Genomic DNA, 26,878 nt, shown 5'->3' with positions numbered 1-26,878 from the left:
GAGCAAACCATGAGCATTCTTGTTACCGGTGCATCTGGCACCGTAGGTATGCAGATCGTCCAGCGCCTCGCTTCCCGCGGCGTCGAAGTGAAAGCGCTGGTTCGAGCGCCGGGTAAAACGGCGCTTCCCTCGGGCGTGACGGAAGTAGTCGGGGACATGAGCAGTGCGAGCTCGATGCGCGCGGCCTTGTCTTCGGTGCGCACGCTGTTTCTGCTCAACGCGGTTGTCCCGGATGAAGTCACCCAGGCACTGGTCACGTTGAATCTGGCGCGAGATGCGGGTATCGAGCGCATCGTCTATCTGTCGGTAATCCACGCCGACCTCTATACCAACGTGCCACACTTCACAGGCAAGCACACCGTCGAGCGGATGATCGAAAGCCTCGAGATGCCTGCGACCATCCTGCGGCCGGCCTACTTTATCCAGAACGACGAACGGATCAAATCCGTCGTCGAGAGCTACGGCATTTATCCGATGCCTATCGGCCAGGCTGGCGTGAACATGGTCGACGTGCGGGACATTGCCGACGTTGCAGCGGCCGAACTGCTGGCACGGCACCGGGCACCCAATGCATTGCCCGGCCGTACGCTCGACGTGGTCGGCCCCGAGGCGTTGACCGGCGAGTCCGTCGCGCGCATCTGGAGCGAAGCGCTGCAGCGCGAAATCCGCTACGCGGGCGACGACCTGGATGGTTTCGAGCAGCAACTGGCGGCGCATGGGCCGGACTGGCTGGCCTACGACATGCGCCTGATGATGGCCGGTATCCAGAGCCATGGCATGCGTCCCGGTGACGATGCAGTGAATGTTCTCACGAAGATGCTGGGGCGGCCGTTGCGGACCTATCGTGACGCGGTGCACGAGATGCTTGGCTTGAGCCAGTAGTCGGAGTAGTCGGAGTGGTCGGAGCAGGCAGCGGGTGACGGGGCGCGGCGGCCGAACGGTCGAAAAGCGCGCAGTCGCGCAACGCATCAGTGAACCGGTCGCACAGCGCATATCGTTATGTGATGAACACGCGTGCGCCATCGAACCCGCGTCTCCCGGCATATTCTTTCGACCGTATTTTCGTTAATGTGTGAGTTCGACGGCAGGCAAGCGGTTCGCCACAAGGGGTACGCGGCCCGCTGCTCAACCGGCGAATCGGCGGGACCAAACGTGTGAAGAGAGTGCCGATGATACGCAGCTAGCGTCCACGACGGGGCATCGATCGGAAACACATCATGTTAGTCGAATGGAAGCACCGAATCAGGCTCTTTGCCCGGCGTTTCTGGCAGCCGACCAGCGCATGCATGACGTGCATGCCCGGAAGTTGGGGCAATCTGTTCAGCCTTGGGCATTGGGCGATTGCACTGCAGACGGGACTGTTCACCGGCGTGCTGGCCGTACTGCTGACTTTCACACCGGCGAGGAAGCTCTATGCGCACCGATACGGCAATGCACTGGTCGTCGGCTGCCTGACAGCGTTAGGCGATGCCTATTCGCATACGAGTCACTACCGCATCCCGGTCGTCGAGCACGTGTTGACGGGCATCATTTCGGGTCTATTCGCGCTGGCCGGCTCATATCTCTTCGAAGATCGCGGGCGGCGCATCCGGGCTGCGTGGGCTCGGGTTTTTGGATAGCTTGTGAAGTCTCCGGCACGCGTGACGGTTGCTGCGCAGCCACTCTCCTCGCGAGATCGGCAGCGTAGGGCTCGAAGATAAGCGGAACAAGATGACTGTCGTAGAGCTCGGCGATCGAGCCGCCGAAGCGAGTGCCGGTACCAAAGCTCCCCATGGCGCCTCCTTCCTGATCTACGAAAATCTTGGCGTGGCGGGGGAGATTGAACAGTGCACGCTGCTTTGATCTGGCCGGGTGCGAGTGTGTGGCAGCTAATAGGGCGCGTCCTTGGCGGCGCCCCGGCGCCGACACGGCTTGCACGGCAACGCCGACATGCTCAAGGCGCCGTTGCACGTGCATGTCGCGCCAGTCGATCATGTCAGTCGCGGAGGGTGATTGCGCGTTCTACGTGATGGCAGCGACGAAACAGATCAAATACCTGGAATCACCGAAACACGGCGTCTATCAATGCCTTGCTTTTCGCCCAAAGCTGCTCCGCCTTGCCGGCGTCGAGTGCATACGACCTCACGCCGTCGGAAAATGGATTGGGCGTGTCGTTGACCGGCGCGACCGCGCAATCTTCGAGGTACTGCCCGCCGATCCCGGCTTGGTCAGCCACGACTGCCGCCCAAACCGACGTAGCCGCTGCCTGCCCAATTTCTTTGAGCTCCGCAGGAGGCAGACCCGCTTCGGCGCGCGCTTTGCCCACGGTCTCGAAGAGACCCTGCAACTCTTCCTGCGAGAAATGACGTGGGAGATCAGTGAGACTATTGCCCGGCATCACCGACGCAGCGCGCACACCGCGACCGGCATGCCGCCTGTCGAACTCCACTGCAAAGAGAGAGTTGGCCGTCTTCGATCGGCCATACGCGACAAACGGGTCATATGTCTGGTGCGCGAAGTTCGGATCATCAATGTCGATATCGGCGACGCGATGCGCTTGCGACGACAACATCACCAGGCGCCCGTTATCGGCAAGCAGCGGTTCAATGCGGTTGATCAAAGCAAAGTGGCCGAGATGGTTCGTGCCGAATTGAAGTTCGAAGCCATCGACCGTCCGACCGAACGGAGGTGCCATGATGCCGGCGTTGGCGATGATCGCATCGAACGGCTGGCCGTCAGCCAGCAACTTGTCCGCACAGGCACGAACGCTCTGCAAAGAAGCGAGATCGAGTTCGATCAACGCGAGGCTGCCGCCTGCTTCGCGCGCGGCATCGCGGACCGGTGCAATGGCCCGCTCGGCTTTGGCCAGGTCTCTGACCGCGCCGACCACGATAGCGCCATGAGCACTTAGTGAGCGGGCGGTTTCGAGACCAATGCCCGATGATGCACCTGTGACGAGAAACCGCTTTCCCTTGAGATCGACGCCGGAAAGCACGTCATCGGCGGTCGACTTTGCACCAAATTTTGCTGTCATTTTTTTCCTTGAGTTGCGCTTCTATTAAGAGTTTGGATCTTCTACGGCCCGATTCCCGAGGTACCGATGCCGGCTGCCGCACTGCATTACATGAGCACGGTCGAAGATCACGATGGCGTCCTTGCCCAGCGCTGCGACGCCGGGCAGGACAAGTCAAAAAATCGGGCAGGCGCTCGCGGCTGCCCCGTCAAGCGTCATCAGATGCTCAGGCCGCCGGCCACGCTAATTACGTCGCCGGTGATGTATCCGCCGTTCGGCCCGGCCAGGAAACAGGCAACGGCCGACACTTCTTCGAGCGTCGCTATACGGCGAATAGGGTGAAGGTCGAGGAGCGCGTCGGGCACGCCGTCGCCCAGCACGTGTGTCGCCATATCGGTCGGCATGACGCCGGGCTGAATGACGTTGGCGGTGATGTTCCGCGCGCCGAGATCGCGGGCAACACCCTTTGCATAGCCGATCAGGGCTGCCTTGGTGCCGGCGTAGTCGGCGGCACCCGTGAACGGCACGTGAGTGCCGAGAAGGGAGCCTATGAAGATGATCCGGCCGCCGTCCGACAGCACCTGTGCTGCCGCGCGCGTGGTCGCTACCGTGCCCATGACGTTGATCTGCCACTGCCGGTCCAGGTTGACCGTGTCGAGATCGGGGTCGTCGACCGTCTTGCCCTGCACGGCAACCGCCGCGTTATTGACGAGGATGTCGAGCTTGCCGAAGTGGGCTACCACCTTGTCGACCAGCGGTTTTGCGGCGGCCGTGTCGGCCTGATCGCTCTGGATCGCGAGAGCCCGCACACCTTTTGCCCTCAGCTTATCGGTCACAGCGTCCGCCTTTTCGGCTGACGCGATGTAGGTGATCGCCACGTCCGCACCCTGGTCGGCCAGCGCGTGCGCCGTAGCCGCACCGAGGCCGCGCGAGCCTCCTGTAACGAGGGCGACCTTGCCCTGCAATGGTTTCTGCACGAGAAAAACCTCTCTGGTTTTGACCGGACGCGCACGCTTCCGGGAATGGTTGCGTTTCCGTAACGACCGTTATCGTAATAAACGTTATGTTATTGGACGCGGGCTGTCAACCGGTTTAATATCGATCGTTATGAAAAAGACGAGGCAGGCAAACTGATGGGACGTCACCGCGAATTCGATGTGGACGAGGCGTTGGACGCGGCGCTGTGCGTGTTCTGGCGTAAGGGCTATGAAGGCGCGTCATACGCCGACCTGACGCAGGCTACAGGCGTCGAACGTCCTGCGCTCTATTCGGCGTTTGGCAACAAGGAAGAACTGTTTCGCCGCGCGCTGGAGCGTTATTACGAGCAATACCTGGATTTTTTCCCGGCGGCGCTGAATCAACCTACTTCGCGCGACGTGGCCGCGCACATCCTCCGCGGTACTGCCGAGCTCAATACCCGTTACCCGGATCGCAAGGGATGTCTAGGCGTGCACGGCGCATTGGCAGGCTCGGACGATGCGGAGCCGGTCCGGCGCGCCGTCGTCGAGGCGCGTGCGAACGGGGAGGCGTCGTTGCGCGAGCGCTTCGAACGGGCGCAGCAGGAGGGCGATCTGCCGCAAACGGCCAACTGCGCCGCGCTTGCCGCGTACGTGTGCGCCGTCGCGCACGGCATGGCTGTTCAAGCCAAGGCCGGCTTCGGTCACGACATGCTGCAGGCCGTTGCCGAGCAGGCGCTTTCGACGTGGCCTACCGGCGCTACTGCAGTCTCCGGCAAGTCCTGAACCTGAACGGAGAAGCATCTCGGCCCGCAGCGGGCTTTTTTACGTCCGAAATAGTACGGAGTTCTAATAATCTGAGTCACAAACGCCTGCTGCGCAAGCCTAGATGCTGACGGGTTCGCTCCCGCAAACTCCGTCATCGCACGCCATCACACCGTTTCCCAACAGCCCGCATTCGTAATGGCCCCAAAATTTGATGTTGCAACGCACCCAAAATAAGCCTATAACCATCCCATTGGATGGTTAGCGGATGGAAAATATGGAAAACCCCGTAGCGAACGCCGCAAGTCGCCCGAAAGGCGGCGAGTCGGAAAAAATCACTATCAACCTGGGCCCGGTTGACCTGGGGCAAATCGACCTGCTGGTGCAGGAGGGCTTCTATTCGAACCGGACCGACCTGATTCGCACGGCTATCCGCAACCAGCTTGCGCTGCACGCACACGTTGTTCAGGAGACTGTGAGCCGCCGCGCGCTTGTGCTCGGGCTACAGCATTTCTCGCGAGAGGATCTCGAGGCAGTTCGTGCCGCGAATCAGCGTCTCACGATCCAGGTGCTCGGACTGGCCAGCATTTCTGCCGACGTCACCCCGGAACTCGCGCTTGCGACCATCGACAGCGTTGTGGTGCTCGGAGCGTTTCACGCATCCGCTGCTGTCAAGACGGCGCTCGCCAGCAGAATCCGCTAACTGGCCGACGGACGACACTTAACCCTTGTACCGGACAAACACGATGAAACTCGATGAAGGTTTTTTGACCTCGATGCGCGAAGCAATGACCTTGCTGCGCACGCGTGGCCCCGCCGAAGCTACTGAAGCAATACAACGTGCGCTGGGCGGCAACGCCGATGGCCCTATGCATGGAACAGCGCCCTCGCATTTCATGCCGGAAGCGTTCACCGTTCCTTTCGAGCGGCCGGCGACAAAGCACGCGGAGACGTTCAATGCGCGAGAAGCCCGCGGTGATATTCAGGACCGCGGACACTTCAGCACGCACACGTATTCGAACGCCGCCGGTCGCCGGCAATATCGGCTGTACGTGCCGGCGGCAAGCGAAGGCGAGCCGCTTCCGTTGATCGTAATGCTGCACGGCTGCACACAGAACGCCGACGATTTCGCCGCGGGCACACAGATGAACACGCTTGCGGAGCGGCATCGATTTCTGGTCGCTTATCCGGAGCAGCCGCAGCAGGCGAATCCGTCGAAATGCTGGAACTGGTTCAAGCCTGGCGACCAGCATTGCGAACGCGGCGAGCCGTCGTTGATCGCCGGCATCACGCGCGAAATCATTGCAGAGCAGAACGTCGATCCCGCGCGCGTGTACGTCGCGGGACTCTCGGCCGGCGGCGCAATGGCGGCGATCATGATTGCCGCATATCCGGAACTCTATGCGGCGGCCGGCGTGCATTCAGGTCTTCCGGCACGATGCGCGCACGATCTTCCGTCCGCGCTCGCAGCGATGAAAGGCGGCAAGCGTCCGGTACAGGCACGGCGCGCCGCGCCCGATACCGCCTCGTTACCGAAGCGGCCTGTGATCGTCTTTCACGGTGACGCCGACGCCACGGTGAGCATCCGCAATGCCGCTCAACTCGTCGACGGTTTTTCCGCGCGGCCGCATGACGGGGGCGAACAGCGTCGGGCCGATGCCGGCGGACGTGCCTGTACCGTCTCACGGCTCGTTTCAGCGGACGGTATCGACGCAGAACTGTGGACCATACACGGTGCCCCTCACGCATGGGCCGGCGGCAATGCGCGGGGTAGCTATACGGATCCAGCGGGTCCCGACGCAAGCGCGGAAATGCTGCGATTCTTTCTTGAACATCCGCAGCCGTGATAGTGCGGTTGGCCATTTTGGCCGACTATGAATGCTGGCACTCTGGACAAAGGCAACATGAGACGACTACTAGTTGCTGCGCTCGCAGCCACCTCTTTCGCCACTTGCGCTCATGCGCAAAGCAACGAGTCGGGCCCGCTCGATACGCCCTTGGGCAAACTGCAATTCGTGCACGCAGGGCATGATTTCACGGCGATGCTCGACAACGAAGTGTTCGATCGCTTCGGCGCCAATACGCTCACGCATTTCGACGACGTGGGCAACGCAAATGACGCGGTCAGACGCACGCTCGTGCAGACCGATTCGGGCCCGGTGCTATACGACTTCCGCCACCGTCCTCCAGTTGTGCAGCGCGTTGGCGCGCGCATGACGGTCAAGCGCGTGTTCTGGCAAGGCGACGAAGTCGTGATGCAAGGTTCGCAAGGCTGGTTCGCGTTCAGACGCGGCGTGCTGACGAAGCTACAGTCGTCCACGACTACGTACCACTGATACGCCACAGCCGCAAACAACACAGCCGCAAACAGCACAGCCACAAACACAGCGCCCCTTTAGCACAGAACTTCTCTAGCTTTTCACTAAACCTTGGTTGGACGGCGAATTACCGGTTGCTACCATCTCGCGCTCAGACAACCACGGCCAATACAACGATGAAAAGTTCGAGATCGCATCCGGCGGCGTTCCCCACCATTCCCAGGCTGCGGGCACTCGGTGCCGCAGTTGCCAGTGTGGTTGCGCTTGCATCGTGTTCCGGCGGGGTTTCTCCAACACCGCCGGCTGCCACGCCGGTGGCCGCGAAGCGCCCGAACATTCTGTACATCATGGCGGACGATCTGGGCTACTCGGATATTCACGCGTTCGGCGGCGACATCGACACGCCGAATCTCGATGCGCTCGTGCAATCCGGGCGCATTCTGACGAACCATCACACAGGCACCGTCTGCGCGATCACGCGAGCGATGCTGATTTCCGGCACCGACCACCACCTGGTCGGCGAAGGCACGATGGGTGTGCCGACCGACGAACGCAAAGGTCTGCCCGGCTACGAAGGCTATCTGAACGACCGCGCGTTGTCGGTCGCACAACTGCTCAAGGACGCCGGCTATCACACGTACATGGCGGGCAAGTGGCATATCGGCTCGGGCATTGCGGGCAGCGCGACGGGCAGCGGACAGACGCCGGATCAATGGGGCTTCGAGCATAGTTATGCGCTGCTCGGCGGCGCGGCTACGAATCACTTCGCACACGAGCCCGCCGGCTCGAAGAACTATACCGAAGACGGGCAGTACGTTCAGCCCGGTCAGCCGGGACAACCGGGCGGCGCGGGCGGCAGTCCGGCCGTGTTCTATTCGACCGATTTCTATACGCAAAGACTGATCTCGTACATCGATTCGAACAGGAGCGACGGCAAGCCGTTTTTTGCGTATGCGGCGTACACGTCGCCACATTGGCCGTTGCAGGTGCCTGAACCGTACCTGCACAAGTATGCCGGCAAATACGACGCCGGCTACGACGTGGTCCGGGCGGCGCGCATCGCGCGGCAAAAGGCGCTCGGCATCATTCCCGCCGATTTCAACCCGTATGCGGGCGCTCCCGAAACACTGGCGGCTACGCCGGCAACCGCCGGCAACGGCACCGTCAACGCGAAGTACGTCAGCGCCGTACATAGCGCCGCGCAAGGTTATAGCGACTATGGTCCGGGCAATGTGAACAAGTCGTGGGCGAGCCTGTCCGCCGATGAAAAGAAAGCGCAGGCGCGCTACATGGAGATCTATGCCGGCATGGTCGAGAATCTCGATCACAACATCGGCCTTTTGATCCAGCATCTGAAGGACATTGGCGAGTACGACAACACGTTCATCATGTTCCAGTCGGACAACGGGGCCGAAGGCTGGCCGATCGACTCCGGCGCGGACCCAACGGCGACCGATACGGCGAACGCGGCTGAGCCGGTCTATTCGACGCTCGGCACCGACAACGGGCTGCAGAACGCGAAGCGCTTGCAGTACGGCTTGCGCTGGGCCGAAGTCAGCGCGGCGCCGTTCCGCCTCACCAAGGGCTATTCCGGCGAGGGCGGCGTATCCACGCCGTTGATCGTGCATCTGCCCGGCCAGACCACGCAAAAACCGACCTTGCGTGTCTTCACGCACGTCACCGACAACACGGCCACGTTCCTCGCCGTTGCGGGCGTGACGCCGCCGACGCAGCCGGCGCCGTCGCTGATCAACTCGCTGACAGGTGTCGATCAGAACAAGGGCAAGGTGGTCTACAACAACCGCTATGTGTATCCGGTCACCGGGAAATCGTTGCTGGCGGTTCTGAACGACCTGTCGAATACCGACGTGCATACCACGTCGTTCGGCGATGAAGCATACGGCCGCGGCTATCTGCGCAGCGCTGACGGCAAATGGAAGGCGTTGTGGACCGAGCCGCCGCTCGGGCCCGTCGATGGCCACTGGCAGCTGTACGACATGACGTCGGACAGAGGCGAGACCACGGACGTGGCGGCGCAGAATCCGTCGATCATCGACGGACTCGTGCAGCAGTGGAACGCATACATGTCCGCTGTCGGCGGCGTCGAACCCCTGCGGCCACGCGGCTACTACTGAGCGGGCTTGCCACTGTCATGAGCATCAGAGCAAGAACGCTTGCCGGGTGTGGCGGCCTGTTCGCCGCCGTTTTCTGCGCGGCTTTCGCGGTCGCGGCGTGGCCCGCACGAACGGCCGGCTTCGACGATCTGAACCGCACGCGCCCGCTCGCCCCGCTCGGCTCAGAAGCGCAGTGCGAGCGCTACGCCGGTTTACCCGCCGGCTGGCGCGACGACCCGAAGGCCGGCATGGTGCATCTGCACGGCGGCACCTTCGTGCTCGGCAGCACACGCGGTTATGAAAACGAGCGGCCGGCTGGCGACGGCCGCACGCGCGTCGGTGGTTTCTGGATCGATCAGACCGATGTGACGAATGCGCAATTCGCCGCGTTCGTCCGCGCGACCGGCTATGTCACCGACGCCGAAAAGCAGGGCGGCGCGGCCGTCTTCCACTCTCCGACGCGGGAAGAAATGAATGCGCGCGACCTTGCGTGGTGGACCTGGGTCAAGGGCGCGTCATGGCGGCATCCCACGGGCGAGCGCAGCAGCATCGACGGGCAAATGAGCCAACCGGTGACGCTCGTCACGCAAGCCGATGCGTTCGCGTATGCGCGCTGGCTCGGCCGCGACTTGCCGACAGAAGCTGAATGGGAATACGCGGCGAAGGGCGGGCAGGAGGGCGCGGACCTCGACACGGCACCGCGCGATGCGCACGGCAAGCCCGCCGCCAATTACTGGCAAGGCGTGTTCCCCGTTCTCAATACCAACGAGGACAAGCATGTGGGTCTGTCGCCCGTCGGCTGTTATGCGGCCAACGGGTTCAAGCTGTACGACATGATCGGCAATGCATGGGAGTGGACCAAAGACGTCTACACGGGCGAGCACCAGTCGCATACGAATGGCGATACCGCGGCAATCGCACCGCCCGCGCGCAGACACGACACGCCGATGGTCATCAAGGGCGGCTCCTTCCTGTGCTCGCGAGATTACTGCGTGCGCTACCGCGCGTCGTCGCGCGAGCAGCAGGAAGCGGATCTGCCGGCATCGCATATCGGTTTCAGGACCATCTTGCGGGACATCAAAGGATGAAACCGCGATGCCTTGTGAACGCAGCGATTAGCGCTGCATTGATTGGCGCGGCGGCTACGTGGGGAGCAGCAGTTATCGCGCATGTCGCGCAGCCGGCTGTGAAAGTCGGCGTCACGCGCGGCACGCATGCCGAAATCATGAACGAAGTACGGCGCGTGGCAACCGCTCGCGGACTCGATATCGATGTGGTGACGTTCGATAGCGGCGCGCAGATCGACGCGGCGCTTGCCGCGCATCGAATCGACGCCGCGAGCTTCGAAGACGGCCAAAGTTTTGAAGCGTCGCGCAGAAAACACGGCTACCCGCTTTATGAAGTGGCGACGACGGTCACGCTGCCAATGGCGCTCTATTCGCGCCAGCTGACGAGCCTCGCGCAGATCCGGCGAGGCGCGAGCATAGTCATTCCTGACGACCCAGAAGGCATGGCGCGCGCGCTGGTCCTGCTGCAAAACTACACACTGCTAAGTTTCGACGACCGCGCCGGCCTTCACGCTACGTTGCGGGATGTGACGGGCAACCGCCTGAATCTGACGCTGCGTGCGCTGCCGCGCAAGCGGCTCGTCGCGGCGCTGAACGCGGCGACGATCGTCGTGATGGACAGCGAGAGCGCGCAACTGGCGGGACTTTATCCGGCACGCGACAGCATCGGCATCGAAGACGCCCGTTCACCGTACGCCGGTGTGTTGGCGGTGCGCGAGGCCGAGCGGGGCGAGCCGTGGGTCGCGCAACTGGTGTCGGCTTATCACTCGAACGATGTCGCGCATTTCATTCTGACGCGCTATCAGGACTCGGTGCGCCGGCCATGGTGAGTGCGTTCTCGCTTGCATGCTCGGCGTGCGGAAAGTGCTGTAACAGCGCTCCGTCTATGGCCTTGCCGGAGCTGTTCCACCACAGGGACCGCCGATGCCTATGCGCATGCACGAGACGTCCTCTCGAACCCGCGGCCAATCTTCAATAACGCGGTCGCTTCTGACGCAGCGCGTGTCGAGACCTGGTTGCTGCTACGAGGCGTCGGCGACGCGGCATGAGTGATCGAGAAGACCTTCGGCGGACCCGCTGCCATTGTCCGCATCGAGGCCGCTATTCACGACTAGCCAGCCGTCTTTCTCAGCCGATGGTCCCGCTCCCGTCACAAGGATGGTTTGCATTGCCATTGCTTCGGCGTTACGGTTGTCGCGCGAAACAAGACGAAACGGATCGCTCGTGCCGCTCAGCGCGGTAACTCGCATGATCCGGTAACGGCTGCCCTCGAGCGTGTCCCAATGCCATTCGCCGGGCGCATCTTTCGCGTGGCGCGCGAGCGCGTCGCTGATATCGCGGCGCATGCAGTCGATATGAATATGCAACTGGTTCTGCGTGCGGCGGAATTGGGAGTTGATTTCGAGCCCCAACTGATCGTCGCGCAGCGTCCGCTTCACCGACCGATTCACGTAGTCGCGTGAGGCCCACGCGTCGGCCCAATAGCTCGGCGCATGTGGTGCGAGCACGAGCGGACTTTCAATGCCGCTGATACGGTCTGTCGGGATCAGCAGATACTGCGAGCGGCCGACGATATCCTTCAGGATTGCGTAGCGTTTGTCGAGATCCACGAACGTGCATTGACCGGGCGTGCCGGTCGCCTGTTGCGAAGGCACGCAGCGCATATCCACGATCTTCCATAACGCATTGGAATCGACGGCCGCAAGACGCGCGCATCCGGCGGCGGCAAGCGCGATGCCCAGCGCCGCGACGACGCGCCGGAAGTAACTCGTGCGATTCTCCGTTGGTCGGTCACCAGGTTCGGAGACTCGATGCGTATTTTCAGGTGTTTTTATCGGCGCGTGAGCACGCGCATGATCATGAGCGTAAGCCCGGGTCATTTCTATCGGCATGTTTTATCTTTCTTAAAGCACGGGCGGCGGCAATGCGCCCAATAACTGTTCGAACGCCACGCCGATTGCGAGCAGGCGCCTGTCGCTGCCCAGCGGCCCATCCAGTTCGAGACCGACCGGCAAACCGTATGCGCTCATTCCCGCAGGCAACGACAGTCCGGGAATGCCGGACGTGCTGGCCGGTTCGGCGTTGCGCAGGAACGCCTCCATCGTATCGACGGGCGGCCCGCCGTCGATCGAGACCGTCGACGAACCGTTGATCTCGTCGGCCGGCACAGCAGCGAGCCGTGTGGTGGGGAACAGCAGCGCATCGAGGCGTTCGTCGGCGAAAGTCGCAGCGATATAGGCCTGCAGCAACGGCCGCCAGTGATTGAGCGCCGCCTCATAGTGCGAGTCGAGCGAGCCCGCGAGCACCTCGTCGTAAATCGCACGGACATCGGGGCTCGCAATGCGAGCCGCCAGTTCGCCGACGGTCTGCACCGGCGCCTGGTTGGCAGCGAGCCAGGCGTTCATATCGCCGAGCGCTTCGTGAATAGCGATTGGGCCGCCGACCATGCCGTTCAGGTCGTTGAGTTCGCTCATCGCCACCGGCACGAAAACAACGCCCGCTGCTTCGAGCCGTTTCAGCGCGGCGCGTGCAACGTCCTCGACCTGCCGCTCCAGAGCGTCCCACAGCGGCGCCGGCAAGCCGATGCGCAAGCCGTTCAGCGCGACGGTGGGCAACGGACCCGCGCCGGTAATCACGCCGTCGAGCAGCGCGATATCGGCTACGCTGCGCGCCATCGGCCCGACGGTGTCGCGCGTATGGCTGATCGGCACCACGGCATCCGGGTCGTGATAGCGCCGCTCGGCGCCGCCATTGCCAACCGACGGCCGAAAGCCCGCGGTGCCGGTCAACGCGGCGGGAATGCGTGTCGAGCCGCCGGTGTCGGTGCCGAGGCCCGCGGGCGCGACGCGTGCAGCAATTGCCACCGCCGTGCCGCCCGACGAGCCTCCCGGAATCAGCGTGGGATCGTACGGATTGCGCACCGGCCGCGCATGCGTCGCGAGATTGGTACTCGTGATGCCGAACGCGAGCTCGTGCATGTTGGCCTTGCCGAGAATGATCGCCCCAGCGTCTATGAGCCGCTGCACCGAAGGCGCGTTGGTGTTCGGCACGAAACCTTCCAGAGCGGGAGTGCCTGCGGACGTCTGCAGTCCCACGGTATTGATGTTGTCCTTGACGACGATCGGCAGTCCGGCAAGCGGCAGTTGCGCCCTGGCCGCCGCGGGCAGCGCGTCGATGCGCCGGCCGGCGGCGAGGGCGCCGTCGAGATCGATCACGGTCAGCGCGTTGAGCGTGCCGAGCGCGGCCGCTCGCGCGAGAAGTGTCGCGACGTAGTCCGTTGCTTTGAGCCCGCCCGACTGGATCGCGGCGACGGCGTCGGTTGCACTCAACGCAAGCTGTTCATCGACGGTCCATGTCATGGACGTGCTCCTTGTCATGCAGTGTCCGTTCGGCGCGAACGTTTGATGAAGCGCAACGCGAATCGTGCGAGCGCGGGCACGAGCCGCGGACGCAGCAGCCGCGCGTCGTAGCCGCTCATGCGGCGGTCGTTTTCCGCGAGGCATAGCTCGATCAGCTCGGGCGTTTCGAGCCCTTTGCCGATCACGCTGCTGTTGGCGGGCAGGAAGTTCGAGTCGTGCGCGACGCCGTTCGCGTCGATGCCTCTCGCGATCGCCACGCGCTCCCAGATCAGCACGGCCCATATCGCGGCCACGCGCAACGCATGCCACGGCCTGCGCCATAGCGGCATGTTATGTCGATGCCACGCGACCCAGTTGACGAAAAACAGAATGTGGCGTGCTTCTTCCTGAATCACGGGCTCGAAAGTTTCGACGAGCGCTTCGGGAAAATAGCCTGACTGCTGCGCGGCGCGGAAGAGGCCGAACGCGAAGAAACTGTCGATGCACTCGCTGTAGCCCGTGCGCATCCATGCCCATTCGGCATCGCGCGGCGGCGGGTAGTGCGGCTCGGGCGCGATCTCGATGCCGTATGCAGCGATCAGCTTTGCGAGCACTCGTTTGTGACGGGCCTCTTCGTCGCCGTCCATCGTGATGGCTTCGCGCAGCAGCGGGTCGCTCAGTTGCGCGGCGTAGGTGTGAACGTCGATCGACGCGCGGCCTTCGGTCTGCACCGCGATGTCCCAGATGGGCAGCGAGCAGAGCCGCTCGAGGGCATCCGGCGACAGCGCAGGCCAGTTGATCACGGCGGGTTTGTAGGGATCGTGAGTCTCGAGCAACATGCGGCAGAACATGTGCTTGTGCGTCTCGGAGCCGACCTTCACGCGGGCGGTGCCGGTGAAGGTCCAGTGGCGCAGGCTGTGGTCGGCGGCTACATCTATCAATGTGTCGGACATGGCAAGCGTACAGAGAGCGAACTCGATGTGCCGCCTATTCTGTCACATTGCCCCGAGATACGGCGCTTGCACTGCACCGCCGACGGCTACTCATCGTCGTCGCCGCAAGGTCACTGCTGATTATCGACCCACATGCGTCCCCAGCGAAACGCGTAGGCGAGGGCGTGTTCTTCGTCGAAGAAATAGTCGAGCGCGTCGAAACAATACGCCTGGCTACGGCTCGCGCTGGCTTTTTCGATGGTCAGGTTGGCGGCGAACAGCCCATTGGGCAAACGTTGCACGGCCGGTGCGACTTCGTAGCCCTTGTAGCGGATATGTGAATTCATAGTGGTGGCAGTGAAGATGCCCGCGTGTGTTGCAAGGAGCCGGTGCATATGACGCCACGCGTTCGCGTAGGCATCAGGCGGCGGATGAGTCGGCGGGCAGGCTCAAGCGTAGGCCGCACTGAAGGGCCCGTGAACCAATCATTCTTCGCAAGCAAATCAGCGGATGTCCGGAACGCTTGTCGAAAGATCGGGTAACGGCATGTTTGCCGGGTTCGGACACACTATCGCGCGCGCAGCGTTATTAGTCTGTTATGTGGCGCACGGTTCGTGCGAGGGCGAGCGCCCTGGATCCGCGAATGCGGCCCGGGGCGTCGTAGACGAGGGTTTTAAACCGCGTGCAGCAGACGCGCGGGTTGCGCTTGCTGCAGGGAGGTGCCCGCTGCATTCGGGCTTGCCGCGCGATGCGCGTTGAACGCCAGCGCGAATTGCGCGGCTTGCTGGCCGACGGTGGCGAGTTGATCGACCACCTTTGCGTCGGAACAGGTGTCGACACTGTCAAAGCGCGTTTCGAGCGTGTTGATGCCGGCGCCGAATGGCGTCGGCCAGCCGCGCAACGCGTGCACGATCGAGCGCAGAGAAGTCAGCACGGAACCCGCGGCTTGCCAGCCATAGGCGGTAACGATGCAGCCGACCGCGCGGCCATCCAGGTAAGGACGCTCGTCGGCGCGTAGTTCTTCCAGCGTGTCGAGCGCGTTCTTGACGAGACCCGAGACGCCGCCGTGATAGCCCGGCGTCGCGATGATCAGCGCGTCGGCGTGGCGCACGGCTTCGATCAGTTCGAGCTGTTCGTCGGTGCGTTCGCTGTGTTCCGGCGCGTAATGCGGCAGGCTATGCAGGAACGTGCCGCCGAACAGCCGGGTGGTGGCACCCGCCGCCTGGGCGCCGCGCAACGCAAAGCCGAGCGCGCGCTCGGTCGACGAGGCCGCCCGCGTCGTGCCGCCAATGCCGACAACGAGCGGCCGGCGGTTATGGTCGAAACTGGTCAACGAATGCTCCTTCGGTAGCGGATCACGGCGCTTTCGCGCGAGTCCGCGCTGAGGCGGGCCCGGCTAAACCGGACTTTGAAGCACCATCTTAATGAGCGCGGCGCCCCGCACGAAGCGACTTTTTGTTCTAACCATATAACTGCGAGGCGTGAGCGCGCGGCGCCGCGCGTGTTGATTGCGTCGATCGCACTGGATTGTGCGCACGTGAGCGGCCCCGATAAGCATATGGCGAACAATTGTTTGGAAGCGCAAGTGGTGGCCGTTATGATCGAAGCGTCTCCTCCATGACACTCCTTGACATGGGACTCGGCCTCGCCACTTTGGTGGCGGGGCTTTTTTTTGTTCGCCGGTTTCGCGCCGCGTGTAGACGCCGCGTGTTCACGTTCCGCCCGTTTCTCGCGTGCTACGATGGTCCGCGACACGATATCCGGCGAGGTCGAGCAGGCAAATGGCAACCCTTTATGACACCCTCGGCGTGCCCATGCACGCCACCGGCGAAGAAATCAAGCGCGCGTACCGCAAGGCCGCGATGAAGTGGCATCCCGACCGCAACGTGGGCTCAGAGGAAGTTGCGCGCGCCACCTTCCAGGAAATTCGCGACGCCTATGCGATTCTCTCCGACGCCCAGCAGCGCAAGGTGTACGACGCCGTCTACGCCGAGCAGATGCGGGAATGGGAGGCGCAGCGCGCGCGCCATCAACAGGCCCAAGCAGAGCGCGAGGCGGCGGCGCGCGCGGCGAACGAGGCGGCTTACGCCAGGATGGTCGCACTAGCAATGCGTTTCGCCGACGAAGGCCATAACCGCGATGTACTGTTCGGCGTACTGCTCGGGCGAGAATGCGATCCGGCGCGGGCCGCGCAGATTGCGGACAGCGTAGCGGCGCTGCAGGCTTCGCGGCGCGAGACCGCTGCAAATGGAACGACTGCCGAGGCCGCGTCCGCCGAAGCGAGCGCCGACAGGTCATTTGAACCGGCAGCGGCGGGCCTTCACAGGGAAGAAACTGCCGATCGCGACGCGCATGCCGCTCGCGCAGCTCACGGCAAACGCGAGGAAGCCGCAGGCGAAACGAATACAGCCGGAGGCTTGGGCGGGCTGTGGTTTCAGTTCCTCAATGGGCTGAAGTTCTGATTATCCGGCCTTGCTCGTCCCCTTTTGGGAGCGCTTCCAGGGCAATTCCCGTAGCGCGCGGAATAAAGACATCGTAGTGTCACGGGGGCGCAAGACTCAGCGGGCACAATCGCGCATAGAAGATACAAAAACAGAGTACGGGGTAAGCGTGACCAAGAAATATAAAGTGCTGTTTCTCTGCCGCGAGAATTCAGCACGCAGCATCATGGCAGAAGCTTTGCTGCGGGAACTGGCTGGGCACCGGTTCGAGGCATTCAGCGCGGGGCCGGAACCGACCTTGCGGATCCATCCATTGACGGTGGCGCAATTGCGGCCCGGCGTTTCGGACCTCGGCGTGCTATGCCCGAAAAGCTGGCTTGAATTTACCGGCGAATGGGCGCCCCGCATGGACCTCGTGATCGCGCTCGACGCGAGCGTTGCGCCTCCGCATGCGCCCGCCTTTCCGGGAGATCCCGAGCTCTCTGCTTGGCATTTCGCCGATCCGCTCGCCGACGGTATATCCGAGTCAGAGCGCGTTCGGCTATTTCAAAAGGTGTTCTGGCAAATCGTGCGTCAGTTAAGCGCCTTTATTGAAGCGCCGCAAGATGCGCTGCTGTCGCGAGCGACGTCGGCCCGCGGTGCGCGCCCTCGTGCCCCGGCCAATTTGCCCAACCTGTAATGTGTCGCGATAGCGCGGCGCTGGCCGCTCAGTGGTCGTTCGGGCGCGCGAGCGGACTGCCTGCAAATGGATCGTTTTTCCAGTCGACGCGCTTTTTCGGCTGCGGCGCGGGTGCGGGCGGAGCTGATAATTCAAAATGGTCGATTGATTGGCCTGCGCTGATTGCCTGCTTGAGCCACTGAGGCATTTCCCCCTGGCCGTCCCAGCTGTCTCCTGTCGCGCTGCGGTAGCGCGCATTCTTTTGCGCGGCAGGTTCGGATGCTAGCAGGGCGGCAAGGTCTTCCGGTCTGATGCCAAACTCTTCCATGCGATGGCGGAGATACGCAATCATGCTATCTCGCTTCCTTTCGTCCATAAGATATTAGTCCTTCTAAAGCGTCCAGCGTTCTGTCAAATGCAGATTGCGAGGAAAACCCGCGAGAGCTTCGAGTCCATTTAAATGGCGCCGGTCCGCGGTGAGGTTATTGATCGAAATTGGAAAAAACGATGATGACGATGCACTGATTTGGGCGGCTGGTCTCGCGTCCACGCACTGTCTTACGACGGCGTTTTGCGCGCGGCCCTTTCTTGTGGTTGTGACAGCATCATAACGCACTGCGCGCGCAATGCACGCACCGTTTTAACTGATTTTGTCGCATTTGAACGCTCATGCGGAGGTTGTCCGCTCCGCCCCCAGTATTGTTCACCCGTTCTGCCGGTCAGTTTGAATTCCGTGGCGGCCGAACTATAAAAGAATAGCGGAGAGAACAATCCGTGTTTTCCAGCCTGAGGCGCCTGATCCGGCATTGTACTAGCGCATCCGGCGCCGGCCAGGGCGCGGGAGACTCGTTGCTGGTTGCATTCTACGAGTCGACGCAGCAGGCCCGCGTCACATTGGCACTTGCGTCGGCCTCCATCGGCCGGATGGCTTTTTACGCAGATCGATTATTGAGGAGGGACGATACTGCTGCGCCGGATTCAAGGAGTCTGGACCATGAAACTACGTTTATTGATGGCGTTGGTAAGCGCCGTTCTTTTCCTCGCGCCGCGAGCGGCGAGCGCCGACGACGCGGCAACTCAACCGGGCACGGGTTCATCCGCCGGCCACAGGTTGATGCAGCATGCGAATGAATCGGCACAGGCGAGACCGACATGTCGTTGATCGAACCTGCCGCAACAGCCTCGCAGCCGGTTCAGAACGTCTCTTATGGCGGGACAGCGGCGGGGCGGTCCGAAGCGGGGGGGCGGCAAAATATGCCCTGCTCCAGCGGGCCGCAATGCAGGATTTACTTCGGTCAGTAAGGCTTCGGGTACGACGAGGCGATGCGCTAGTGCCGCACCGCCTCGCGCTTCCGTTCATGCCAGCGCGGGTTGCGCGGTCGTGTTTTCGGAGCTTTCGACGATGCGGCTCACCATTGCCTCTGCCCCCGGCCCTTGCATCGCGGCGCGCTCGCCAAAGCGGCGGAATTCGTCCAGCAACGAACGCCACGACGAATGCCAGCGCGTTTCCTTGATACATGTACCCGACGGATCGGCGATCCGCAGTACGCCGTTGTCGGGATAGAAGGTCAGGGTGACTGGCATGCCGTCGATGACGCAGGTCGCGGTGCAGGGGCGGGTGCTAACCATGTTCGAAGTCCTTTGAGTGAGCGATGAGTGCACTGGATGCTGTTCGCGTTTTCAGCAAGCACCATGCCCACGTTTCCATGCGTCGCGCGTCGTATGAATGTTGAACGCGCAACGATGCGTGAATAACCCCACCCACGACTGCAATTTTTCGCAGTGTCCAGCGAACGATTTAATACGATGTTAAGGTGTGTTCGTTCAGCATTGTCCCCACCGCTTCGTCGATCGAATTCCAAGAGCAGGCCAATACGGCCTGCTTTTTTACTCATGCTGTACAGGCTGCGAGTCGATCCTCGAAGGTGATTAGCAATGTGCAGCCGCTCCAATCCCATTCGTTGTTAATAACCCGCAAACAATACTATGTTAAGAGAAGATAATCTGCCGACGAGCGCCGTCGCGCCCGACGATGTGCCATCGTCGTCGCTACGTTCGTGGCTCGCCGTCGTGGCCGTTGCAATCGGCGCCTTCGCGTTCGTCACCACGGAATTTTTGCCGGTCGGCCTGTTGCCACGCATCGCGGCGGATCTCGGCGTGTCTCCCGGCACGGCCGGCTTAATGGTCACCGTGCCCGGCGTTATTGCCGCGATCTCGGCGCCCGGCTTGATGCTGGTCGCCGGCCGCATGGATCGGCGGCTCGTGTTTCTGTTACTCACCGCCTTATTGCTCGCGTCGAATCTGATTTCCGCGTTTGCGCCGAACTTCGGTTTGATGCTGGTGGGCCGCGCATTGCTCGGCGCCGCGCTAGGCGGTTTCTGGACACTCGCGACTGCGGCGTCCGGGCGTCTCGTGCTGCCGAAAGATTCGGCCCGCGCAATGGCCACCATTCTCACCGGCGTCACCTGTGCAACGGTGATCGGCGTGCCGCTCGGAACCTTCATTGCGAGCTTCGCGTCGTGGCGCGCGTCGTTCATGGCAACGGGCGGCCTCGTCGCGGCTGCGCTCATCGCGCAGTTCGTGTTCGTGCCGTCCTTGCCGTCGAGCGCCGCATTGCGTCTGCACGACCTGGTTTCGCTGCTGCGCAGGCCCTATCCGCGCCGGAGCATGATGATGGTTGGACTCGTGTTCGGCGCGCATTTCTCGTCGTACACGTACATCACGCCGTTCCTGCTGCGCAATGCAAATCTGACGATGGCGACCGTTACCTGGCTGTTGCTCGGCTTCGGCATCATCGGGTTCTTCTCGAACTTTGCGGTTTCGTCGACGGTCACGCGCAGCCTGAAAATCTCGCTCGGCGCAATGATCTCGCTGCTGATGTTCGCGCTCATTCTGCTGCCCATGTTGCAGCATTCATCGATTGGCGTCGTCGCGCTCGTACTCGCGTGGGGCATTTCTTTCGGTGCGTTGCCGCTATGCTTCAGCATCTGGATTCAGCAAGCGACGCCCGATTCACCGGAAGCCGGCTCCGCGCTGTTCGTGAGCATCATTCAGGTGGCGATCGCGGTGGGCTCGCTGATTGGCGGTATCGTGGTCGACCAGGTGGGCATTTCCACCGACTTTTTGTTCGGCAGCGGGCTGGCGTTGCTCGGCCTGGCGGCGCTCGTGAGCTTCGGCAGAAGCAGCGCGGGCAAACTCGCGCCGAAAGCGGTAGCTTGCGCCGAGTGCAGTGCGGCGTGTGGCGACTAGTCACGCATCCGGGTCCGCGGGCGTCGACGGAGGTGTTGATTTTCAAGCGCGCGCCCGCAGTTTCGTTTGCTGACTATCTATACGCCTGACACGCCCGGCGAGTGCTGACGATGAAGCACAAGCCAAAAGCAAGCGAAAGCCAGGCCCCACGCAGGCAAAAGACAAGCGGATGAAAAACACGGAATCGACACAACCCTCTGCCACGCGCGCGGAACTGCTGTGCTTCCTCGTAGCGATCGCGGCCGCATCCTATGCACTCAGTGCCGAATGGCGCGTGGATCACGTCGTCCAATGCTGCCGCCAATGGCTCGCGAAAAACGACATGAGCATGCACTGGCTCGAGCGTGTGAGGATCGGGCAACTCGCTTTGAAGATCGCGAGCCGGGACCTGAAGGACGCAGGCGTGGCCGTTCGACTGTCGAATGTGCAGGCGCTCTTCACGAACGAAATGGAACTGAACGAAGCGAGCACAATGGTTCAGCGAATGATGGCGCTTTGCCAGGAAGCGCTCTGATGTGGCCTTATTGATGTACGGTCGCGACGCGCGTCACGGCCACGCATCGCAGTTGCAGCAACCCTCTCGCATTCCGTTCCCCGGAAGTCTTTCCCTTGGCGCTTGCCTGTCCGCCGCCATATCTCGATCCGCTTTTGTTATCGACCTTTCCAATTCTCGGATTGTTGAGGCATCGCGTCGCTCGTATATTGACGTGAAGCGCAACACGGACGCTAACGGCTACAACAACTTGGGCGCGCGTCAACCGTGCGACAGGAGACACAAATGAATCGAATCGATCTGGAAGGACGCGTTGTCGCCATTACGGGCGGCGCTCGCGGCATCGGCTACGCGGTGGCGCAACGGGCGCTGCAATCGGGCGCGTCGGTCGCGCTATGGGACGTCGATGCCGAACGTCTCGCGCGCAGTCAGCGTGAGCTCAGCGAACTCGGCAAGGTGACGGCAGTGACTGTCGAACTCACGCAGGAAGCGGCTGTGGCGCAGGCTGTCGAGCAGACCGTCGCCGATCACGGCGCGATCGACGTTCTGGTCAACTGCGCGGGTATCACCGGCGGCAACGGCACCACATGGGAGCTGGAGCCGGACGTCTGGCGCCGCGTGATCGACGTGAACCTGATCGGCCCGTACCTCACGTGCCGCGCGGTCGTTCCGCAGATGCTGAAGCAGGGCTATGGACGGATCGTGAACATCGCGTCGGTGGCGGGCAAGGAGGGCAACCCGAACGCCTCGCATTACAGCGCGTCGAAGGCGGGGCTTATCGGCCTCACAAAATCGCTCGGCAAGGAACTCGCGACGAAAAACATTCTCGTCAACGCGGTCACGCCCGCTGCCGCCAAGACGGAGATTTTCGATTCGATGTCGCAGCAGCACATCGACTACATGCTCTCGAAGATTCCGATGAACCGTTTCCTGCTGCCCGAGGAAGCGGCATCGCTGATTCTTTGGCTTGCATCCGAGGACTGCGCGTTCAGCACTGGCTCGGTATTCGACCTGTCGGGCGGACGCGCCACTTACTGAGCACTCGCGCGGGGCGTCGCCTGCCTATACGACGCCCGGAACATACGAGCCGCAAGCAGCACGATACACAAGAACCGCGGAGCCGCCAACGCGAGCTACGCGAAGGAGACGACATGGACCCGCATGCGAGCGCTTCACTGGAGGCGATCAACAGCAAGGTAATGCGCCGGCTGTTGCCGTTCCTGCTGCTGATGTACGTGCTGGCGTTTCTCGACCGCGCGAACATCGGCTTCGCGCAAAAGGCATTGCAACACGACACGGGGCTCTCGAACGCAGCGTTCGCATTCGGCGCGGGCGTGTTCTTTGTCGGCTATGCATTGTTCGAAGTGCCAAGTAATCTGCTGCTGCATCGCGTCGGCGCGCGTGCCTGGATGTGCCGCATCATGGTGACATGGGGACTCGTATCGGCGGCAATGTGTCTCGCTCATACCGCCACGACGTTCTACACGCTGCGCTTCTTGCTGGGCGTTGCCGAAGCAGGCTTTTTCCCCGGCGTCATCTATTACCTGACCCACTGGTTTCCTCAGCGTGCGCGTGCGCGGGCCGTCGGCATGTTTTATTTCGGCGCGCCGTTGGCGTTTATTTTCGGCAGTCCGTTGTCGGGCTCGCTGCTCGAACTGGATGGAGCGCTCGGCCTTGCAGGCTGGCAGTGGCTTTTTCTCGTCGAAGGCATTCTGGCAACGCTCGTCGGCGTTTGGGCATTCTGGTATCTCGACAATCGTCCGGAAAATGCCCGCTGGCTTAACGCGCAGGAACGCGCGAGCCTGCGCTCGGCTCTGGACGAAGACGCGCGTGCCGCGTCCGCGCATGGGCCGCATCGCCTTCTCGCCGCGTTGGTGGATCGTCGCGTGCTGCTGCTCTCGCTGATCTATCTGCTGATTCAAATGAGCGTGTACGGCGTGATCTTTTATCTGCCACAACAAGTCGCTGCTCTGCTCGGCACGACAGTGGGATTTCATGTCGGCCTCGTCGCCGCATTGCCCTGGCTGTGCGCGCTCGCGGTGACCTGGTATGTGCCGCGCCGCGCGGATCGTACGGGCGGACACCGGCTCTGGGCGTCGGCATTGCTTGTCGTCGCGGGTCTTGGCATCGGCGTGTCGGGCCTTGCTCATAACCCTGCGATTGGGCTCATTTCGTTGTGTTGCGCGGCAAGCGGCTTCATCGCGGCTCAACCGCTTTTCTGGACCTTCCCGACACGCCTGCTAACCGGTGCGGCCGCCGCGGGCGGCATCGCGCTGATCAACTCGCTCGGCAGCCTTGGCGGCTTTATCGCGCCCAGCTTGCGCACGGCGGCTGAACGCGCGTTTTCCTCGACATCTGCGGGACTGGTCGTGCTGGGCGCGTCCAGTCTGATCGCTGCGCTGCTGATCGGCACGCTGCTGCGTCGCGACGGCGCGCAGGCGCCCGACAAAATCCAGGACTTGCTGCACCGCGCCCGCTAAGGGCGCATTTCCGGCGACACGTTTGACGCCTATCACGGAGCCCCTCTCTCATGGCCATGCCTACTATCCGGCACGTGCGTGCCTTCATCGTCCGCGGCGGCGGAGCCGACTATCACGATCAGCCCGGCGGACACTGGATCGACGATCACATCTCCACGCCGATGGCGCGCTATCCCGAGTATCGCCAGAGCCGTCAGTCGTTCGGCATCAATGTGCTCGGCACGCTGGTGGTCGAAATAGAAGCAAGCGACGGCACGGTCGGCTTCGCGGTGACGACCGGCGGCGAAATAGGCGCGTTCATCGTAGAGAAACACCTCGCGCGTTTTCTTGAGGGTCAACTCGTGACCGACATCGAGAAGATGTGGGATCAGATGTATTACGCCACGCTTTATTACGGGCGCAAAGGCGTGGTTCTCAATACGATTTCCGGCGTTGATCTCGCCTTGTGGGATCTGCTCGCGAAGGTGCGCAAAGAACCTGTGTATCAGCTATTGGGCGGTCCCGTGCGCGACGAACTCGTGTTCTATGCGACCGGCGCACGTCCCGATCTTGCGAAGGAGATGGGTTTTATCGGCGGAAAATTGCCGTTGCAGCATAGCCCGTCAGAAGGGGAAGCCGGGCTCAAACTCAACCTCGAAAAGCTCGCGGACATGCGCAGCCGCGTGGGCGCCGACTTCTGGCTGATGTACGACTGCTGGATGAGTCTCGACGTGCCGTATGCAACGCGCCTTGCGCAGGCCGCGCACGAGTACGGACTCAAATGGATCGAAGAGTGCCTGTCGCCAGACGACTACTGGGGTTACGCAGAACTGCGCCGTAACGTGCCGCGCGGCATGATGGTGTCCACGGGGGAACATGAGGCGACGCGTTGGGGCTTTCGCATGCTGCTCGAAATGCAATGCTGCGATCTGATTCAACCGGACGTGGGCTGGTGCGGCGGCATTACCGAGTTGATCAAGATATCGGCACTTGCGGATGCTCATAACGTGATGGTCGTGCCGCATGGCTCGTCGGTGTACAGCTACCATTTTGTCGTCACGCGTCATAATTCGCCTTTCTCCGAATTCCTGATGATGGCGCCCAAGGCCGACGAAGTGGTGCCGATGTTCACGCCGCTTCTGCTCGACGAACCGGTGCCCGTGAATGGACGAATGAAGGTGCCGGACACACCGGGCTTCGGCGTGCGGCTCAATCCGGAATGTGCGCTGGTGCGGCCTTATCCGCGTTGATGGTCGCCGTATTCCGGATTACCCAGCCAAGGAGAATCACGTGCTGCTCAAGGACAAGGTCGTGATCGTCACCGGCGGCTCGCGCGGCATTGGCCGCGCAATAGCCGTCGCGTGTGCAACGGAAGGCGCGGATGTGGCGATCAACTACTGGGGCGATAACGACGCGTCGTACGGACGCCGCTCCGCGGTCGCCGAAGTGGTCGAGGAGATCGAGACGCTCGGACGGCGCGTGATCGCAATTGAAGGCAACGTTGCCGCGCGCGAAACGGGTCAGCAACTGGTGCGCCAGACTGTCGAAGCCTTCGGCAAGGTCGACGTACTTGCGAGCAACGCGGGTATCTGTCCGTTCCATGCGTTTCTCGACATGCCGGCCGAAGTGCTGGAGTCGACAGTCGCTGTCAATCTGAACGGCGCGTTCTACGTCACGCAAGCGGCCGCGCAGCAGATGAAAGCGCAAGGCACGGGCGGGGCGATCGTGGCGACCAGTTCGATCAGCGCGCTGGTGGGCGGGGGCATGCAGACGCATTACACGCCGACCAAGGCGGGCGTTCATTCGCTGATGCAGTCATGCGCGGTTGCGTTGGGACCGTACGGCATCCGCTGCAATTCGGTCATGCCCGGCACGATCGCGACAGATCTGAACGCTGAAGATCTGGCCGACGAAGCAAAGAAGGCCTACTTCGAAAAGCGCATTCCGCTGGGCCGGCTGGGCCGTCCCGAAGACGTGGCCGACTGCGTGGTGTTCCTCGCGTCCGACCGCGCTCGGTATGTGACGGGCGCGGCGCTGCTGGTCGACGGCGGCCTGTTCGTCAATCTGCAATGACGCGCGATGCGCAATTCAACTGACCTGTGCGGAAGCAACAGCGGCTTGCGTGGACGCAGCGGTGTCCTCGCGTGCGAGAAGCCGCGAAAAGCCACGCAGCAGTTCGATGAAGCGCACCGCGGGTTCGGCGAGCGCTTCTTCCTTGCGCGTAAGAATGCCGAAGCCCGCAAGGCTCTTGCCGATTTCGAGCGGCAACGCAACGAGCAGCTTGCCGCGCAAATGATCGCGTACTACCGACTCCGGCAGCATCGCCACCGCATCGTAGTTTTCCAGCAATTGCAGCGTGGCGAAGATCGACGCGCATTCGGTGAGATTGACCGGTGTAGCGAGTCCCGCACGCGCGAGTTCTTCCTCGAACAGTACGCGCGCCGGACTGCTCACCGGCTGCGCAACCCAAGGCCAGTCGATCAGTTCGCGCAGCGTCATGCGCGCGCGGCTCGCAAGCGGATGCACCGAGCGAACGACGAGCAGCAAGGTCTCGCGCGCGAGCGGCTCGAAACTGAAATCGTTGTGCTGCAACGGACTCGTCAGGCGTCCAAGCGCAAGGTCGACTTCGCGGCGATGCAGCAACTGCACGACCTGGTCGCTGGTTTCGCCGAGAATGCGCACGTTCAGCAGCGGGCTTTCGGTTTTCAACGCGGCGACTGCCATTGCCATCAGATCGGGCGCCGCGCCCATGATCGCGCCAACGGTCAATTGTCCATGTCCGCCGCGTCGTTTGACTTCGAGGTCTTCGGCGAAACGCGTGAGTTCGGCGAGCGCACGCCGTGCGTAGGCCAGCGTGACGACGCCAAGCGGAGTGGGCGTCATGCCGCGCGCGTTGCGCTCGAACAGCAAAAAGCCGAACGCTTCTTCGATATCGCCCAGCATGCGGCTTGCGCTCGGCTGTGCGACGTTCACCGCCTCGGCGGCCTGGTGAAGATTGCGTGCGTCGTCGAGCGCGACGAGCAGCGCGAGGTGCTTGAACTTGAGCCGATTGACGAGTGCGACGGTTGCTGAGAGTTGGCTCATGGTTCCGGTGCG

General features: G+C 62.4%; 27 protein-coding genes and 1 pseudogene. 18 read left to right on the top strand and 10 right to left on the bottom strand.

Going from position 1 to position 26,878, the window contains the following annotated elements:
• Positions 1-9 precede the first annotated feature (9 nt).
• Positions 10-882, top strand: a complete 873-nt coding sequence (locus JMY24_RS15745) for an SDR family oxidoreductase (protein ID WP_128597254.1) — start codon at positions 10-12, stop codon at positions 880-882.
• 335 nt (positions 883-1,217) lie between these two features.
• Complete coding sequence (locus JMY24_RS15740) at positions 1,218-1,619, top strand: hypothetical protein (protein WP_128585032.1); 402 nt, start codon at positions 1,218-1,220, stop codon at positions 1,617-1,619.
• Between the two features lie 422 nt (positions 1,620-2,041).
• Here the strand turns inward: JMY24_RS15740 and JMY24_RS15735 are convergent, their stop codons facing one another.
• The gene (locus JMY24_RS15735; RefSeq protein ID WP_128597253.1) at positions 2,042-3,013 is read right to left on the bottom strand and encodes an SDR family NAD(P)-dependent oxidoreductase; all 972 of its coding nucleotides are present in this window, start codon (positions 3,011-3,013) and stop codon (positions 2,042-2,044) included.
• 197 nt (positions 3,014-3,210) lie between these two features.
• Positions 3,211-3,969 (bottom strand): SDR family NAD(P)-dependent oxidoreductase, encoded by a 759-nt coding sequence (locus JMY24_RS15730; RefSeq protein ID WP_128597252.1) that lies wholly within the window; start codon positions 3,967-3,969, stop codon positions 3,211-3,213.
• A 156-nt stretch (positions 3,970-4,125) separates the two neighbouring features.
• On the opposite strand from JMY24_RS15730, the gene JMY24_RS15725 reads away from it, so the two are divergent.
• The 7 genes from JMY24_RS15725 (at position 4,126) to JMY24_RS15695 (ending at position 11,042) form a co-directional block, all read left to right on the top strand.
• The gene (locus tag JMY24_RS15725) at positions 4,126-4,734 is read left to right on the top strand and encodes a TetR/AcrR family transcriptional regulator (RefSeq protein ID WP_128597251.1); all 609 of its coding nucleotides are present in this window, start codon (positions 4,126-4,128) and stop codon (positions 4,732-4,734) included.
• Positions 4,735-4,990: 256 nt separating this feature from the next.
• Positions 4,991-5,416 (top strand): CopG family transcriptional regulator, encoded by a 426-nt coding sequence (locus JMY24_RS15720; protein WP_201702370.1) that lies wholly within the window; start codon positions 4,991-4,993, stop codon positions 5,414-5,416.
• Positions 5,417-5,459: 43 nt separating this feature from the next.
• On the top strand, positions 5,460-6,560 hold the full coding sequence (locus JMY24_RS15715) for an extracellular catalytic domain type 1 short-chain-length polyhydroxyalkanoate depolymerase (RefSeq protein WP_128597250.1): 1,101 nt from the start codon (positions 5,460-5,462) through the stop codon (positions 6,558-6,560).
• Positions 6,561-6,617: 57 nt separating this feature from the next.
• Positions 6,618-7,049 (top strand): hypothetical protein, encoded by a 432-nt coding sequence (locus tag JMY24_RS15710; protein WP_128597249.1) that lies wholly within the window; start codon positions 6,618-6,620, stop codon positions 7,047-7,049.
• A 158-nt stretch (positions 7,050-7,207) separates the two neighbouring features.
• A complete protein-coding gene (locus JMY24_RS15705) occupies positions 7,208-9,166 on the top strand; it encodes an arylsulfatase (protein ID WP_201702369.1) in 1,959 nt (652 codons plus the stop codon).
• A gap of 17 nt (positions 9,167-9,183) precedes the next feature.
• The gene (locus tag JMY24_RS15700) at positions 9,184-10,233 is read left to right on the top strand and encodes a formylglycine-generating enzyme family protein (RefSeq protein ID WP_128597248.1); all 1,050 of its coding nucleotides are present in this window, start codon (positions 9,184-9,186) and stop codon (positions 10,231-10,233) included.
• A complete protein-coding gene (locus tag JMY24_RS15695; RefSeq protein ID WP_128597247.1) occupies positions 10,230-11,042 on the top strand; it encodes a MetQ/NlpA family lipoprotein in 813 nt (270 codons plus the stop codon). Before JMY24_RS15700 ends, JMY24_RS15695 begins: the two co-directional genes overlap by 4 nt.
• A 192-nt stretch (positions 11,043-11,234) precedes the next feature.
• Here the strand turns inward: JMY24_RS15695 and JMY24_RS15690 are convergent, their stop codons facing one another.
• From JMY24_RS15690 to JMY24_RS15670, 5 genes are all read right to left on the bottom strand, one after another.
• Positions 11,235-11,954 carry a CDP-diacylglycerol diphosphatase gene (locus JMY24_RS15690; RefSeq protein ID WP_128597262.1) on the bottom strand — a complete coding sequence of 240 codons (720 nt, stop codon included), beginning with the start codon at positions 11,952-11,954 and terminating at the stop codon, positions 11,235-11,237.
• A gap of 162 nt (positions 11,955-12,116) precedes the next feature.
• Positions 12,117-13,571: an indoleacetamide hydrolase gene (gene iaaH, locus JMY24_RS15685; RefSeq protein WP_201702367.1), complete on the bottom strand. Its 1,455-nt coding sequence runs from the start codon at positions 13,569-13,571 to the stop codon at positions 12,117-12,119.
• Between the two features lie 14 nt (positions 13,572-13,585).
• Positions 13,586-14,503, bottom strand: a complete 918-nt coding sequence (locus tag JMY24_RS15680) for a ferritin-like domain-containing protein (RefSeq protein ID WP_128597245.1) — start codon at positions 14,501-14,503, stop codon at positions 13,586-13,588.
• A 110-nt stretch (positions 14,504-14,613) separates the two neighbouring features.
• Positions 14,614-14,829: a transcriptional regulator gene (locus tag JMY24_RS15675; protein WP_128592439.1), complete on the bottom strand. Its 216-nt coding sequence runs from the start codon at positions 14,827-14,829 to the stop codon at positions 14,614-14,616.
• 326 nt (positions 14,830-15,155) lie between these two features.
• The gene (locus JMY24_RS15670; RefSeq protein ID WP_201702365.1) at positions 15,156-15,815 is read right to left on the bottom strand and encodes an NADPH-dependent FMN reductase; all 660 of its coding nucleotides are present in this window, start codon (positions 15,813-15,815) and stop codon (positions 15,156-15,158) included.
• A 448-nt stretch (positions 15,816-16,263) separates the two neighbouring features.
• Here JMY24_RS15670 and JMY24_RS15665 point away from each other — a divergent pair, with 448 nt between their 5' ends.
• Both JMY24_RS15665 and JMY24_RS15660 read left to right on the top strand, forming a co-directional pair.
• Positions 16,264-16,944 (top strand): J domain-containing protein, encoded by a 681-nt coding sequence (locus JMY24_RS15665; RefSeq protein ID WP_128597242.1) that lies wholly within the window; start codon positions 16,264-16,266, stop codon positions 16,942-16,944.
• A gap of 10 nt (positions 16,945-16,954) precedes the next feature.
• On the top strand, positions 16,955-17,602 hold the full coding sequence (locus JMY24_RS15660) for an arsenate reductase/protein-tyrosine-phosphatase family protein (RefSeq protein WP_236597416.1): 648 nt from the start codon (positions 16,955-16,957) through the stop codon (positions 17,600-17,602).
• Positions 17,603-17,630: 28 nt separating this feature from the next.
• Here the strand turns inward: JMY24_RS15660 and JMY24_RS15655 are convergent, their stop codons facing one another.
• A complete protein-coding gene (locus JMY24_RS15655) occupies positions 17,631-17,957 on the bottom strand; it encodes an H-NS histone family protein (RefSeq protein ID WP_128585706.1) in 327 nt (108 codons plus the stop codon).
• Positions 17,958-18,575: 618 nt separating this feature from the next.
• Here JMY24_RS15655 and JMY24_RS38380 point away from each other — a divergent pair.
• A pseudogene (locus tag JMY24_RS38380) lies at positions 18,576-18,883 on the top strand (hypothetical protein).
• A gap of 54 nt (positions 18,884-18,937) precedes the next feature.
• Here JMY24_RS38380 and JMY24_RS15650 read toward each other — a convergent pair.
• Entirely contained in the window at positions 18,938-19,210 is a 273-nt protein-coding gene (locus JMY24_RS15650; protein ID WP_128585708.1) for a hypothetical protein, read from the bottom strand.
• Positions 19,211-19,567: 357 nt separating this feature from the next.
• On the opposite strand from JMY24_RS15650, the gene JMY24_RS15645 reads away from it, so the two are divergent.
• The 6 genes from JMY24_RS15645 (at position 19,568) to JMY24_RS15620 (ending at position 25,855) form a co-directional block, all read left to right on the top strand.
• Complete coding sequence (locus JMY24_RS15645) at positions 19,568-20,830, top strand: MFS transporter (protein ID WP_128597241.1); 1,263 nt, start codon at positions 19,568-19,570, stop codon at positions 20,828-20,830.
• 169 nt (positions 20,831-20,999) lie between these two features.
• Positions 21,000-21,344, top strand: coding sequence for a hypothetical protein (locus tag JMY24_RS15640; RefSeq protein WP_128585710.1), 345 nt, complete (start codon positions 21,000-21,002; stop codon positions 21,342-21,344).
• A gap of 264 nt (positions 21,345-21,608) precedes the next feature.
• Complete coding sequence (locus JMY24_RS15635) at positions 21,609-22,361, top strand: SDR family NAD(P)-dependent oxidoreductase (protein WP_128597240.1); 753 nt, start codon at positions 21,609-21,611, stop codon at positions 22,359-22,361.
• A 113-nt stretch (positions 22,362-22,474) separates the two neighbouring features.
• Positions 22,475-23,803, top strand: coding sequence for an MFS transporter (locus JMY24_RS15630; RefSeq protein ID WP_128597239.1), 1,329 nt, complete (start codon positions 22,475-22,477; stop codon positions 23,801-23,803).
• A 50-nt stretch (positions 23,804-23,853) separates the two neighbouring features.
• Positions 23,854-25,032, top strand: coding sequence for an L-rhamnonate dehydratase (gene rhmD, locus JMY24_RS15625; protein WP_128597238.1), 1,179 nt, complete (start codon positions 23,854-23,856; stop codon positions 25,030-25,032).
• Between the two features lie 40 nt (positions 25,033-25,072).
• Positions 25,073-25,855: an SDR family NAD(P)-dependent oxidoreductase gene (locus JMY24_RS15620; RefSeq protein WP_128597237.1), complete on the top strand. Its 783-nt coding sequence runs from the start codon at positions 25,073-25,075 to the stop codon at positions 25,853-25,855.
• Between the two features lie 15 nt (positions 25,856-25,870).
• On the opposite strand, the gene JMY24_RS15615 is transcribed toward JMY24_RS15620, so the two are convergent.
• Entirely contained in the window at positions 25,871-26,866 is a 996-nt protein-coding gene (locus JMY24_RS15615) for a LysR family transcriptional regulator (protein WP_128585712.1), read from the bottom strand.
• Between the last annotated feature and the right edge of the window lie 12 nt (positions 26,867-26,878).

It is taken from the genome of Paraburkholderia kirstenboschensis (genome assembly GCF_904848585.1).
GTDB lineage: Bacteria > Pseudomonadota > Gammaproteobacteria > Burkholderiales > Burkholderiaceae > Paraburkholderia > Paraburkholderia kirstenboschensis.
This window is presented reverse-complemented; position numbering and strand designations above follow the sequence as displayed.